At 71.9% G+C, this 12,751-nt stretch carries 11 protein-coding genes; 4 read left to right on the forward strand and 7 right to left on the reverse strand.

The genetic code is table 11. The features are described 5' to 3' along the window. Positions 1-129: 129 nt before the first annotated feature. The 3 genes from plsX to MFF13_RS03880 all read right to left on the reverse strand — a co-directional run bounded on the left by plsX (position 130) and on the right by MFF13_RS03880 (position 2,354). The gene (plsX, locus tag MFF13_RS03870; RefSeq protein WP_238270932.1) at positions 130-1,164 is read right to left on the reverse strand and encodes a phosphate acyltransferase PlsX; all 1,035 of its coding nucleotides are present in this window, start codon (positions 1,162-1,164) and stop codon (positions 130-132) included. A gap of 129 nt (positions 1,165-1,293) precedes the next feature. Next, positions 1,294-1,797 carry a YceD family protein gene (locus MFF13_RS03875; protein WP_147828335.1) on the reverse strand — a complete coding sequence of 168 codons (504 nt, stop codon included), beginning with the start codon at positions 1,795-1,797 and terminating at the stop codon, positions 1,294-1,296. Continuing rightward, positions 1,794-2,354, reverse strand: coding sequence for a ubiquinol-cytochrome C chaperone family protein (locus MFF13_RS03880; protein ID WP_147828334.1), 561 nt, complete (start codon positions 2,352-2,354; stop codon positions 1,794-1,796). Before MFF13_RS03880 ends, MFF13_RS03875 begins: the two co-directional genes overlap by 4 nt. Before the next feature lie 224 nt (positions 2,355-2,578). Here MFF13_RS03880 and MFF13_RS03885 point away from each other — a divergent pair, with 224 nt between their 5' ends. Further along, complete coding sequence (locus MFF13_RS03885) at positions 2,579-3,076, forward strand: outer membrane protein assembly factor BamE (protein WP_147753187.1); 498 nt, start codon at positions 2,579-2,581, stop codon at positions 3,074-3,076. Between the two features lie 75 nt (positions 3,077-3,151). On the opposite strand, the gene MFF13_RS03890 is transcribed toward MFF13_RS03885, so the two are convergent. The 3 genes from MFF13_RS03890 to MFF13_RS03900 all read right to left on the reverse strand — a co-directional run bounded on the left by MFF13_RS03890 (position 3,152) and on the right by MFF13_RS03900 (position 6,988). After that, positions 3,152-3,802 (reverse strand): HAD hydrolase-like protein, encoded by a 651-nt coding sequence (locus tag MFF13_RS03890; RefSeq protein WP_238270934.1) that lies wholly within the window; start codon positions 3,800-3,802, stop codon positions 3,152-3,154. Between the two features lie 5 nt (positions 3,803-3,807). After that, positions 3,808-5,664, reverse strand: coding sequence for a PAS domain S-box protein (locus MFF13_RS03895; protein ID WP_238270936.1), 1,857 nt, complete (start codon positions 5,662-5,664; stop codon positions 3,808-3,810). A gap of 232 nt (positions 5,665-5,896) precedes the next feature. Beyond that, a complete protein-coding gene (locus tag MFF13_RS03900) occupies positions 5,897-6,988 on the reverse strand; it encodes an alkene reductase (protein WP_147761778.1) in 1,092 nt (363 codons plus the stop codon). Positions 6,989-7,243: 255 nt separating this feature from the next. Here MFF13_RS03900 and rlmN point away from each other — a divergent pair, with 255 nt between their 5' ends. After that, a complete protein-coding gene (gene rlmN, locus MFF13_RS03905) occupies positions 7,244-8,563 on the forward strand; it encodes a dual-specificity RNA methyltransferase RlmN (protein ID WP_147761779.1) in 1,320 nt (439 codons plus the stop codon). Positions 8,564-8,760: 197 nt separating this feature from the next. On the opposite strand, the gene MFF13_RS03910 is transcribed toward rlmN, so the two are convergent. After that, a complete protein-coding gene (locus MFF13_RS03910) occupies positions 8,761-9,159 on the reverse strand; it encodes a DUF3775 domain-containing protein (protein WP_147828332.1) in 399 nt (132 codons plus the stop codon). Positions 9,160-9,333: 174 nt separating this feature from the next. On the opposite strand from MFF13_RS03910, the gene MFF13_RS03915 reads away from it, so the two are divergent. Together MFF13_RS03915 and MFF13_RS03920 are read left to right on the forward strand one after the other, a co-directional pair. After that, a complete protein-coding gene (locus MFF13_RS03915; protein ID WP_238270939.1) occupies positions 9,334-10,497 on the forward strand; it encodes an MFS transporter in 1,164 nt (387 codons plus the stop codon). Positions 10,498-10,561: 64 nt separating this feature from the next. Beyond that, a complete protein-coding gene (locus MFF13_RS03920; protein ID WP_147828330.1) occupies positions 10,562-12,733 on the forward strand; it encodes a primosomal protein N' in 2,172 nt (723 codons plus the stop codon). Positions 12,734-12,751: the final 18 nt, after the last annotated feature.

The raw sequence follows: 12,751 nt of genomic DNA on the forward strand, positions 1-12,751 counted from the left end.
GGTTTCCTTCCCGTCGCGAAACGCGTTTCACAACCATCGGCTGCTAGACCCGCATCGCTCCGATCTCCATCGCGTTCAACCGCCGAACCGGGTCCCGGATCGGCGTAAAGGTCGACGCCGGCTAAAAGCTCACGCCGGCGCGAGGGTGGGCGTCTGGTCGAGCATCTCGCGGATCGTGCGCATCAGGTCGTGGCGCGCCATGTCGTGGGCGAGGTCCACCGCCGCGGCGAAGCCTTGCGCGTTCTCCGAGCCGTGGCTCTTGATGACGATGCCCTCGAGCCCGAGGAACACGCCGCCGTTGGCCCGGCTCGGATTCATCTTCTCCCGCAGCGCACGGAACGCCTGGCGGGCGAACAGCGCGCCGATCTTGGCCGACAGCGTCCGCGTCATCGCCGAGCGCAGGTAGGTGCCGATCTGCTTGGCGGTACCTTCGGCGGTCTTCAGGGCGATGTTCCCCGTGAACCCTTCCGTGACCACCACGTCGACGGTGCCGCGGCCGAGGTCGTTGCCCTCGACGAAGCCGTGATAGGCAAAGTTCGGCAGGTCGATCTCGCGCAGCAGGCGCGCGGCCTCCTTCACTGCCTCGTTGCCCTTCATCTCCTCGGTGCCGACGTTGAGCAGGCCCACCGTCGGGCGCTCGAGGTCGAACACGATGCGGGCCATGGCGGAGCCCATCACCGCCATCTCGATGAGGTGCTCGGCATCGGTGCCGATGGTGGCGCCGACGTCGAGCACGACGCTCTCGCCGCGCACCGTCGGCCACAGGCAGGCGATGGCCGGGCGCTCGATGCCGGCCATGGTCTTGAGGCAGATCTTCGACATCGCCATCAGCGCACCGGTGTTGCCAGCCGACACCGCGGCGTCGGCCTCGCCGTCCTTCACCGCCTGGATCGCCTTCCACATCGACGACTTGCCGCGGCCCTGGCGCACCGCCTGGCTCGGTTTGTCGTCCATGGCGACGGCGTAGGTGGTGTGCCGGATCTCGACGGCGCCCTTCAGGCGCGGCTCGGCGGCGACGAGCGGGGCGACCACCGCCTCGTCGCCGAAGATCAGGAAGGTGGTTTCGGGGTGGCGCTCGCGGGCAATCGCGGCGCCAGGCACGACGGTCGACGGTCCGTGGTCGCCGCCCATGGCGTCGAGCGAGATGCGCACGCGTTGGGGCATGAGGGGGGTTGTCGCGGCCTTCGATGGGATGCCGTCGCGGGGGCGACGGCCGGGATCGGCGCGGCGGAAAATAGCGATCCCGCCCCGGCGGGCAAACGAATTCTCGCGCGGCGTCGCGCCGGGCGGCGCTCAGGGCTCCTCGAGGCGCAGGGTGCGCAGGACGTCGAAGGGCTTGGCGTCCTCGCCGAGCTGGACCTCCTCGAACACCACGCCGGGCTTGCGCGGGTAGGGATCGATGCCGAGCGCCAGGAACTCGGCGGTCAGCAAACCGAAGTCGATCCGGCCGCCGACGATCGGGTCGGGGATGTCGGCATCCTCGGCATCGGTGCCGGCGAGGCGGTCGGTGTCGGTGAACGCCACCTCGACCGGCTCCGACACCTTCGTCTCGAACGGCTCCAGGCTCACCGTGCAGACCAACGTGACGGTGCCTTCGACCGTGCCGGTGACGACGAGGCGGCTCGTCGGCCCGGCGACGGCGAAGCGTCCGACGAGGTCGCGGATCGCCTGGATCTTGAAGTCGGCGGCGAGGGCCGCGCACTCCGCCGGCGTCGCCTCGACGGTGACGGCGCCGCGGCCCGGCGGCAGCCGCGCCACGCTCACCCATCGGGACAGGGGGGTCTCGCTCGCGCTCATCGGTGTTCCGGGTTGGATGTCGGGGTGGCGTCCGCGGGCGGAAAGGGCGGCCCGGCGCCGAGCAATGCGTCGAGGTCGGCCTCGGCCAAATCGCGGTCGGCGGCGAGGACGTAGGCGGCCAGCCCCGAGGCCGCCCCCGCGTCGTCGCCGCCGAGCACGTTTCGAGACAGCGCCGTGGCGAGCGCGTCGGCGTCGCCCGCGTCGAGCGCCGCATCGTAGTTGGCGGCCCGCCCGTAGAAGGCGGCGCCGAGCTTCTTCATGCGCTTGGGCACGCCGAAATCGCCGACACCGAGCTCGCGCAACGACGCGTCGAGCTGGAGGAAGACCGAGTTGACGAGGTCCTGCGCCACGTCCGCCGCCGGCGCCGGCAGGCGGTTCAGCCGGCGCAGCACCAGGATGACATGGAGGATCAGCGACTCGAAGCGGCCCTCCACGCCGTCGGGCACGCCGAGCCCGGTATAGAGGCCGGGCTGCCGCGAGGCGGCGTTGATGCGCATGTGCAGGGTCTCGATGGACCGCCGCCGCGCGTCGTTGCGGCGAAAGAATCGGGCGATCATGCGGTGCGCCTCGGCCCCATGGGTCGACCCCCGGACGGGGCCCGTCGGAACGATCCGGCGCGCTTCCGCTGCGCTGTGGCCTGTGGCCGAGCTTGCCTTGTCAAAGCCATAACCCCGCGGTACGGCAACCCACGGTCAAGGTGCAAGCACTCTCAGACCGCCCCTGGTGTCGCGCTCCGGCGTGCCTAGCGGCGTCCCGTCCCATCAGCAACATAAGGTGGCCGATGTCGCGCCGTCTCGTTCCGTCCCTCGCGCGTCTCGGCCTCGTCGGCCTGCTGGGCCTCGGCCTGTCCGGCTGCATCGGCGAGGAACTCCGCCACGGCTACCAGATCGACCAGGCCGCGCTCGCGACCGTGAAGCCCGGCATGAGCCCGGAGCAGGTGCTGCAGACGCTCGGCACGCCGTCCACGGTCTCCACCGTCGGCAACAAGTCCTGGTACTATATCTCCCAGAACACCTCGCGCACGGTCCTGTTCCTCGGCGAGCAGGTCGAGGACCAGAAGGTCACGGCGGTGTACTTCACCCCTGGCTTCAAGGTCGAGCGCGTGGCCCTGTACGGCCTGCAGGACGGCAAGGTGTTCGACTTCATCGAGCGCACCACGCCGACCAGCGGCGCCGACCGCGCCTTCCTCAGCCAGCTGTTCAAGGGCCTGACCAAGTACGAGCCCTTCGGCTCCGGCAACGGCGCCAGCGTGGTCCCGGGCGCCCAGCGCGGCATGTGAGGCGTCGGGCAAACGCCCGACGGTATCCCCCTCCCCCCTCTGTGGGGAGGGAAGAACGGAGCGCTTGATCGCTCATCAGCCCCGCGCGGGCAGGACGGCCTCCAAGAGCTGCGCGGGCTCAGAGAGCAGGCGATCCGGGCCGGCCGCCGCCAGCGCCGCTGGGTCGGTGTAGCCCCACGCGACCGCCCAGAAGGCGCAGCCCACGGCCCGCGCGGCGTCGAGATCGCGAAGCTCGTCGCCGATGCAGAGCACTCCGGCCGGCTCGATTCCCATCCGGCGCAAAAGGCCCCTCAGGCGCCGCGCCTTGCCGAACACCGACGCGCCGCAGGCGTAGCGGTCGATCCGCCCGGCGACCTCAGTCCCGAGCACGCGGCGGACGTTCGCCTCGGTATTCGAGCTGAGCACGGCCGTCGCCACCCCCGACTCCGACAGCCCCGCCAGCGCCTCCGCGATCCCCGGGAACAGGTGCAGCTCGGCGGCGTCGCGCGCGGCGAGCCCGTGCATGTGGCGGGCGATCAGCGGCAGCTTCCAGCGCGGCACGCCGAGCCGCGCCATGATCGCGCGCGCAGGAAGTGTGCGGAGTTCGTCGACCTCGTGCGCGGCGATCCGGCGAAAGCGGTAGCGGTCGGCCACCGAGCCGAGCACGCCGCAGAACCACGGGAAGGTGTCGGCGAGCGTCCCATCGAAATCGAGGACGACGAGGCGGTATCCGCCGCCTGGGGCCACGCGCGTCAGAACCGCAGATTCTCCGCGGGCACGTCGAGGCGCAACACCAGGCCGCCGGGGGCCCAATCGTGCTCGAGGCTGCCGTCGAGCTGACCCGCGACGCTGCGCTCGGCGAGTTCCGTGCCGAACCCTTTTCGCGATGGCGCGGCGGCGATGGGCGGACCGCCCTGCTCCGCCCAGGTCAGGCAGTAGCGCGACGCGGTCTGCAGCCCGGTGAGCGTCACGGTCCCGGCCTCGTTGGAGAGCGCGCCGTACTTGACCGCGTTGGTCGCCTGCTCGTGCATGATCAGCGCGAGCGCCGTCGCCGTGCGCTCGCCGACCACAGCGTCGTCGCCGTCGACGGCGACGCGGCAGCGCCCCTCCTCGGCATAGGCCGACAGGATCAGGCGCATCAGCCCGAGGACGGTCTGGCCACCGTCGCGCCGCGCGCTCTCGGTGGAATGCGGGCGGACGTATTCGTGGGCCTGGGCCAGCGCCCCGAGGCGCTCGCGGAACACCTTCGCGAAGGACCGCGCGCCCGGATCGCTGCGGGCGCTGAGCGCGGCGATGCCGCCGACTACGGCGAAGATGTTCTTGATCCGGTGCGACAGCTCCTTGATCAGCAGGTCGCGCGCCTCCTCGGCGCGCTTGCGCTCGCGCAGGTCGCGGGTGACCGTGCCGTAGCCGGCATGGTGGCCGGCCGCATCCCGCACGGCGAACACCGTGAACAGGACGGCGATGGCCTCGCCGGTGGCGAAGTGCCGGAAGGCGAGCTCGCCCTCCCACCAACCGTCGCGCGCGAGGGCCGGCACCACCGTTCCTTCGAAGGCTTCGCGGCTTTCCGGCGTGAAGTAGTCGGCAATCGCGGTCCGCCGCGCCGCTGCGAGGTCGAGCAGCCCGACGAGCCGCAACGCGGCCTCGTTCAGGTGCGCGATCCGGCCGTCCTCGCCGGCCAGGCCGATGAAGTCCTTCGAGGTCTCGACGACGGCCGCGAGCTTGCGCGCGTCGGCGACGGCCTGCTTCAGCTCGTGGATGTCGGTGCAGGTCCCGAACCAGCGCTCGATCCGCCCGTCGGCGCCGCGGATCGGCATCGCGCGCCCGAGCGTCCAGCGATAGGCACCGCTGTGGTGGCGCAGGCGGTACTCGACCTCGTAGGGCTCGCCCGTCGCGAGGCTGTCGCGCCAGCGGCGCCACGCCTCCGGCTGGTCGTCGGGGTGGAACATGTCGGTCCAGCCGGCGCCGTCGGTCGAGCCGTAGGGCACGCCGGTGAACTCGTACCAGCGATCGTTGTAGAAGTCGTGGAAGCCGTCGGGCAGCGTCGTCCAGACCATCTGCGGCATGGCCGAGGTCATCACCCGGAAGCGGCGCTCGCTCGCGGCGAGTTCGGTCTCGCGAGCGTCGACGTCGGCGAGGGTCCGGCGATGTTCGACCAGGGTCGAGACCTGGCGGGCGAGCGCGCCCAGGGTCTCGCCCTGCGCCTTCGTCAGCCCGCCGGGACGAACGGTGCGGTCGAGCACGCACATCGTCCCGATTGGGACGCCCGAGCGGCTGCGGATCACCGCGGCGGCGTAGAAGCGGAACCCGTCCTCGGCCTGGATCGCGGGGTTGTCACGGGTGCGCGGATCGGCGGTCAGGTCTGTGATGACGAAGAGGCCGTCGGCCTGCACGTCGTCGGCATGAAGCGCGTGGACGCAGACCGATCGGTCGATCCCGGTCTCGCGCTCGCCGTAGCCGATCTCGGCCTTGAACCATTGCCGGTGGGCGTCGACGAAGCCGATCAGTGAGACGGGGACGGCGCAGACCAGGGCCGCGATGCGCGCGAGGTCGTCGTAGGCCGGGTCCGGCTCAGTATCGAGGATCCGCAGCGCGCGAAGCTCCGCCAAGCGCTCGGCCTCGTTCCACCGTTCCCGCTCCGTCGCACGCGTCTGGTTCGCAATTGTAATCGGCCGCTCCCGGATTCCGCAGTTACAGATAGGGACACGGAACGGCCACGCCTAGATTCACCGGCAGACGAACCGGCGAATTCGAAGGACCTTCGCTGCAATAGATCGATGATCGATAGGGCTGCGGTTCGCAAAGTAACAAATGATACGATGCGAACCGCGAACGATAGCCTCAGGCGGCCTTCGCGGCGTGGAGAGTCGGATAGTCGACGTAGCCCTCTGGGCCCTGGCTGTACCAGGTCGCGGCCTCGTCCTTCTGGAGCGGGGCGTCGGCGGCGATGCGGGCCGGCAGGTCCGGGTTGGCGATGAACGTCCGGCCGTAGGCGATCGCGTCGGCTGCGCCGGCATCGAGCGCCGCCTGTCCGCTGCGGCCGTCGTAGTCGGCGTTGAGGATCATCGTGCCGGCGAAGACCCGCTTCATCGCCGGAGCGATCGGCGGGTGGTCGGCCTTGCCGAAGGTGCCGTTCGGGCCGGGTTCGCGCATCTCGAGGAAGGCGATGCCGACGTCGGAGAGCGCCTTGGCGGCGGCCACGAACAGCGGCTCGGGGTTCGCATCGTTGGTGCCCTGGATCTCGCCGTTGGGCGACAGGCGCACGCCGGTGCGGTCCTTGCCCGCGATCTCGGCGACCGCCTCGGTGACCTCGCGCAGGAGGCGCACGCGGTTCTCGATCGAGCCGCCGTAGGCGTCGGTGCGGTGGTTGGTGCCGTCGCGGAGGAATTCGTCGATCAGGTAGCCGTTGGCCGCGTGGATCTGCACGCCGTCGAAGCCGGCGGCCATCGCGTTGCGGGTGGCGCGCCGGTAATCCTCGAGCAGCCGCGGGATCTCCTCGGCCGGCAGCGCGCGCGCCTCGGCGTAGGGCTTCTTGCCCTGGTAGGTGTGGGCGGCGTCGGGCGCGGTGGTGGCGGAAGCCGAGATCGGCGGGGCGCCGTCGAGGAAGTCCGGGTGGACGAGCCGGCCCATGTGCCAGATCTGGCAGACGATGCGCCCGCCGCGATCGTGCACCGCCTTCACCACCGGCTTCCAGGCTTCGACCTGCGCGTCGTTCCAGATCCCCGGTGCGAAGGGCCAGCCGAGGCCTTCCTGGCTGATGCCGGTCGCCTCGGTGATGATCACGCCGGCGGTCGCGCGCTGGGCGTAGTACTCGACCATCAGCGGGGTCGGAACGTGCTCGCGGGTGGACCGGCCGCGGGTCAGCGGCGCCATCCAGATGCGGTTCTTCGCGTCGATGGCGCCGACGCGGATCGGATCGAGCAGTGAAGGCATGGCATTCCCTTGTTCTGTCTGCGGCGGGTGCGGAGCGTCGCACCTCGTGCGACGCATAGGTGGCGGGGAGGACGCCCGCCGCAAGGCACCGGGCGCATGGCCAGCGGTGCCCGCGTGCGCGGTCGCACATCGGTCCCCCGCGGCGTCTTTCGCGCTGCCTTGATCACAGGATCCGGGCATGCTGGGCACGCATTCGCGTTCGCGGGGCCGATCGGGTATGATCCGGCCTCTCATTTCCAAGGTCTTTGCAAGAACATGGCGACGGCGTCGTTCGACACCGCCCGGCGCACGGGCAGCGATTTCTCCGACATCGAGAAGGCTCCCGAGTTCCGGCCCGAGCCGACGCCGACGGCCGTGCCGGGTCAGCGCAGCTCGCTCGTCGGCCTGCCGCGGGCCGCTCTGAAGGAGCGCCTGCTCGCGATCGGCGTCACCGAGCGCGAGAGCCGGATGCGCTCGGGCCAGCTCTGGAATTGGTTGAACGTCCGCGGCGCGCAGGACTTCGACCAGATGACCAACGTCGGCAAAGCGCTGCGGGCGCAGCTCGCCGAGGCCTACACCCTCGACCGGCCGGAGGTCGTCAGCCAGCAGGTCTCGCGCGACGGCACCCGCAAGTGGCTGCTGCGCATGGCGCCGACGGGGCGGCACGACCACAACCGCGGCGCCGAGATCGAGTGCGTCTACATTCCGGGGCCGGATCGCGGCACGCTCTGCGTCTCGTCGCAGGTCGGCTGCACGCTGACCTGCTCGTTCTGTCACACGGGCACGCAGCGCCTCGTGCGCAACCTGTCGGCCGCCGAGATCACCGCCCAGCTCGTCGTCGCCCGCGACGCGCTCGGCGACTGGCCCGGCCTGATCCCCTCCCGCGACGCCTCGGGCGGCGGCGAGGTCGGACGGCTCGTCACGAACATCGTGTTCATGGGGATGGGCGAACCGCTCTACAACCTGGAGAACGTCGTCGACGCGGTGGCGACGATGTCGGACCCCGAGGGGCTTGCGCTCTCGCGCCGTCGCATCACGGTCTCGACCTCCGGCGTCGTGCCGCAGATCCGGCGGCTCGGCGAGGAGGCGCACGCGATGCTGGCGATCTCGCTGCACGCCGTGCGCGACGAGCTTCGCGACGAGCTGGTGCCCCTGAACCGCAAATACCCGATCGCCGAGCTGATGCGCGCCTGCCGCGAGTATCCGGGCCTCACCAACGCCCGGCGCATCACCTTCGAATACGTGATGCTGAAGGGCGTCAACGACACCGACGGCGACGCGCGCGAGCTGGTGCGGCTGCTCAAGGGGATCCCTGCCAAGATCAACCTGATCCCGTTCAACCCCTGGCCCGGCAGCAAGTACGAGTGCTCGGACTGGGAGCGGATCGAGCGCTTCTCCGAGATCGTGTTCGACGCCGGCTACGCCTCGCCGGTCCGCACCCCACGCGGCCGCGACATCCTCGCCGCCTGCGGCCAGCTCAAGAGCGAGACCGAGAAGCTGCGCGCCCGCGAGCGGATGCTGCTCGACGCGGGCGGAGACTCCGAAGGCGCGGTTTCGGCGCAGGGCTTCTACGCCCTGCACGACGGCGAGGAATAGGGCCGGTCGCCAATCGGTGGGTCGTCCGGTGGAAGGTGGCCGCCTCTTCCCTCCCCACTCTGCGGGGGAGGGTGGGCCTCGCGTCAGCGAGGGGCGGGAGAGGGATGCACCCTATCCGGATAACGTGCACCCCTCTCCCGACCCACTTCGTGGGCCACTCTCGCCCGCAAAGGGGGGAAGGGAGATCTCCGCCCGCCTCAGCCCTGCGGCAGGTCCGGCGTGATGCCGAGCGCGTCCATGCCCTCCTCCAGGAGGTCGCCGGCGTCGGGCGTGCCGAGAAGCGTCTTCACCGCGCCGTCGCCGGCGCCTTCGCGCTCGCGGGCGAAGCGGACCGCCTCGGCCCACTCTTCGGGCTCCATGTCGCCGCGGCCGACATAGAGCAGCGCCAGCAGGTCGGCGCGCTCGTCGTCGTTGAGGCCGGCGATCATGCCGCGCAGCTCGGATTCGGTGGCGTCGTCGGTGCCGGAGGTGAGCACGTCGGTGGCGCCGTCGTCGATGGCGTTGGAGCCGGCATCCGGATCGGTCGCGCCCTCCTTCACCTCGACCGCGCGCAGGCGCAGGATGATCTCGGTGACCGTATCGGGGGCGATGTCCATGTCGAGCTCCGGTTGGCGGGCCCGTCGAGGCCCTGAAGCAGCGACAACTGGCGAGAGCGGTGCCGGTTCGCCGCGTCCGGCCCCATCATGCGCCGAGCCGCAGGGTTTGCGGCGCCAGCCGGCCCTGCGCGATGCTACGCTGCCGCCCGAACGGGGGCGCGCCGGGGGACACGGATGAAGCGGGACGGGCTCGTCGGCTGCCTCGCGCTCTACGCCGCCCTCTACGGCGCCTACGGCTGCATCTCGCCGATCTTGCCCAACGTGCTCGCCGCAGGGGGGCTCTCGCCGGAGCGGATCGCGGTCCTGCTCGCGGCCGCGACTCTGGTGCGGCTGGTGGCGGGACCGATGGCCGGGCGCTCCGCCGACCGGCACGCGGCGACTCGTCCGATCCTCGCCGCCGCCTGCGGCCTCACCGGACTCGCGGCCCTCGCGCATCTCGCGGCAAGCGGGTTCTGGCCGCTGCTGGCGGTCGGCATCGCCTACGCGGCGGCTACCGCCCCGCTGGCGCCGCTGGCCGACGTGCTGGCGCTCGCCGCCGCGCGGGGCGGGGCGGCGTTTCCCTACGGCTGGGTGCGCGGGGCGGGCTCGGCCGCCTTCATCGTCGGGGTCGGCGCCGCCGGCTGGCTGGTGCAGGGGTTCGGGCTCGCGGCCGGCCTCGTCGCCGGAGCGGTGTTGTTCGTGGGGGCCGGCGCGGCGGCGCTCGCCGGGCGGGCGTCGGGCGGCGCGCGCGCGCAAGCCTCGGAGGCTGGGATCGGCTTTGCCGGCCTGCTGCGCCTCGCCGCCTTCCGCCGCACGGTGCTGGTCGCGGCCCTGGTGGTCGGCGCGCACGCGATGCACGACGCCTTCGCGATGATCCTGTGGCGCGGCGCCGGGATCGGGGCAGGCGCCGCCGGCCTGCTTTGGGCGGAAGCCGTGGCGGCGGAGGTGTTCGCGTTCCTGATCGCCGGGCCGCCGCTGCTGGCGCGGATCGGGCCGGCCGCCGGCCTCGCCGTCGCCGCGGTCGCCGGGGCCGTGCGCTGGGCGGTGCAGGCCGAGACCGTCGCGCTGCCCTGGCTCGTCGCGATCCAGTCCCTGCACGGCCTGAGCTTCGCGCTACTGCACCTCGCCTGCCTCGGCCTGATCGAGCGGGCGGTGCCGCCGACGGCCCGCGCCACGGCGTTGACGCTCTACGGCACCGTCGGGCTCGGGCTCGCGGGCGCGGCGGCGACGCTGGCCTCCGGCCCGCTGTTTTCGGCCTTCCACGGCCGGGCCTTCTGGGCGATGGCTGGGCTCAGCCTAGCGGCCGTGCCGCTCGCCCTGCGCTTGCGCGCCGAGCCCGCGCGCACGACCTCTGCGTGATGGTACGTTTTATGGTACAAAACCGGAACATGCAGCCATTCTCCGAAACCGACGCCCTACGCCCATGCCGCACGTCGCCGAGATCCTGATCCCCCTCGCGATCGACACCGCCTACAGCTACGCGGTGCCGGCGCACCTGACGCTTTCCGTCGGCGACGTGGTGCAGGTGCCGCTGGGCCCGCGTGAGACGGTCGGCGTGGTCTGGGGCGTGGCTGAGACGGCCGGCGGCTCGAACCTGCGCCCGGTCACCGGGCCGCTCGGCGTGGCGCCGCTCTCCGAGCCGGTGCGCAAGCTGGTGGACTGGATCGCGCGTTACACCCTCGCGCCGAAGGGCTCTGCGCTGGCCATGGTGCTGCGCCTGCCCGACGAGGCCGCGGCGGCGGAGGTCGTGCGCGTCGGGGTCCGAACCACCGGCAAGGCGCCGGCCCGCCCGACCAAGGCGCGGGACAAGGTGCTGGCGGTCGCCGCCGACGGCGAGGTCCGGGGCAAGGGCGCGCTGGCGAAAGCGGCCGAGGTCTCGCTTTCGGTGGTCGACGGGCTCGTCGACGACGGCGCACTGGAGGCGGTTGCGCTCGCGCCCGAGCCCGTCGCCCTCCCCCCCGATCCGGAGTTTCCGCGGGTGCCGCTGTCGGAGGCGCAGGCCGCGGCGGTCGCGGAACTGGTCGGGGCGCCCGCCGCGGCGGAGGCGGCTGGCGGCGCGGTCCTGCTGGAAGGCGTCACCGGCTCGGGCAAGACCGAGGTCTACTTCGAGGCGGTCGCCGAGTGCGTCCGCTCAGGCGGGCAGGCCCTGATCCTGATGCCCGAGATCGCGCTGACGGCGCAGTTCCTCGACCGGTTCGCCGCCCGCTTCGGCGTCCGCCCGGCGGCCTGGCACTCGGGCATCGGCGGACGGCGGCGCGAGCGGCTGCGCGCAGGGGTCGCTAACGGCGAGGTGCGGGTGGTGGTCGGCGCCCGCTCGGCCCTGTTCCTGCCGTTCCGAAAGCTCGGCCTGATCGTGGTCGATGAGGAACACGAGAGCGCCTACAAGCAGGAGGACGGCGTCCACTATCACGCCCGCGACATGGCGGTGGTGCGGGGCAAGCTCGAGGGCTGCCCGGTGGTGCTGGCCTCGGCGACGCCCTCGATCGAGACGCGGGTGAACGTCGAACGCGGGCGCTACCGCCGCGTGCGGCTGCCCGAGCGCTTCGGCGGGCGGCGCCTGCCCGACATCCAGGCGATCGACATGCGCCTCGACAAGCCGGAGCGCGGGCGCTTCCTCTCGCCGCCGCTGGTCAACGCGGTGAAGGCCAACCTCGCTGCCGGCGAGCAGGCGCTGCTGTTCCTCAACCGCCGTGGTTATGCGCCGCTGACGCTGTGCCGCGCCTGCGGCCACCGCTATCAGTGCAAGAACTGCTCGACCTGGCTGGTGGAGCACCGCTTCCGCAAGGCGCTCGTCTGCCACCAGTGCGGCTACAGCGAGCGCCGGCCCGAGGCGTGCACGGAATGCGGCACCTTCGACAACCTCACCCCCTGCGGCCCCGGCGTCGAGCGCATCGCGGAGGAGGCGGCCGAGCTGTTTCCGGATAAGCGCATCATCGTGCTGTCGAGCGACTTTCCCGGCGGCGCCGAGCGGCTGCGGCAGGAATTGGAACTGGTCGCGGCCGGCGAATGCGACATCGTCGTCGGCACGCAGCTCGTGGCCAAGGGCCACAACTTCCCGCACCTGACCCTCGTCGGCGTGCTCGACGCCGACATCGGGCTGACCTCGGGCGATCCGCGGGCGGCCGAGCGCACCTTCCAGCTGCTGCAGCAGGTCACCGGCCGGGCGGGCCGCGGCGAGCGGCCGGGCCGCGCCATGGTGCAAACCTACCAGCCCGAGCATCCGGTGATCGCGGCGCTCCTGTCGGGTGATTCCGAGCGCTTCTACGAGGAGGAGATCGCCGCCCGCGAGGCGGCCGGCCTGCCGCCGTTCGGGCGGCTGGCGGCGTTGATCGTCTCGGCCAACGACCGGGCGACGGCCGAGGCCCACGGGCAGGCGCTGGCGCGCGCCGCCGAGCCGCCGGACGGGGTGATGGTGCTCGGGCCGGCCGAGGCGCCTCTGGCGCTGGTGCGCGGGCGTTACCGGTTCCGCCTTCTGGTCAAGACCGAGCGCAACGTCGACCTGCAGAGCTACCTGCGCGACTGGCTGGGGCGCGGGCCGAAGGTGCGCGGCAACGTCCGCGTTGCCGTCGACGTCGACCCGCAGAGCTTTTTGTAGGCGATCCGGGACGCGTTC

The organism is Methylobacterium cerastii (assembly GCF_022179125.1).
In the GTDB taxonomy this organism is placed as follows: domain Bacteria; phylum Pseudomonadota; class Alphaproteobacteria; order Rhizobiales; family Beijerinckiaceae; genus Methylobacterium; species Methylobacterium cerastii.

Bases quoted from the DNA above. Each gene is read 5' to 3' on its own strand.
- plsX (WP_238270932.1), bottom strand. From the start codon at position 1,164: ATGCCCCAACGCGTGCGCATCTCGCTCGACGCCATGGGCGGCGACCAC.
- MFF13_RS03875 (WP_147828335.1), bottom strand. From the start codon at position 1,797: ATGAGCGCGAGCGAGACCCCCCTGTCCCGATGGGTGAGCGTGGCGCGG.
- MFF13_RS03880 (WP_147828334.1), bottom strand. From the start codon at position 2,354: ATGATCGCCCGATTCTTTCGCCGCAACGACGCGCGGCGGCGGTCCATC.
- MFF13_RS03885 (WP_147753187.1), top strand. From the start codon at position 2,579: ATGTCGCGCCGTCTCGTTCCGTCCCTCGCGCGTCTCGGCCTCGTCGGC.
- MFF13_RS03900 (WP_147761778.1), bottom strand. From the start codon at position 6,988: ATGCCTTCACTGCTCGATCCGATCCGCGTCGGCGCCATCGACGCGAAG.
- rlmN (WP_147761779.1), top strand. From the start codon at position 7,244: ATGGCGACGGCGTCGTTCGACACCGCCCGGCGCACGGGCAGCGATTTC.
- MFF13_RS03910 (WP_147828332.1), bottom strand. From the start codon at position 9,159: ATGGACATCGCCCCCGATACGGTCACCGAGATCATCCTGCGCCTGCGC.
- MFF13_RS03915 (WP_238270939.1), top strand. From the start codon at position 9,334: ATGAAGCGGGACGGGCTCGTCGGCTGCCTCGCGCTCTACGCCGCCCTC.
- MFF13_RS03920 (WP_147828330.1), top strand. From the start codon at position 10,562: ATGCCGCACGTCGCCGAGATCCTGATCCCCCTCGCGATCGACACCGCC.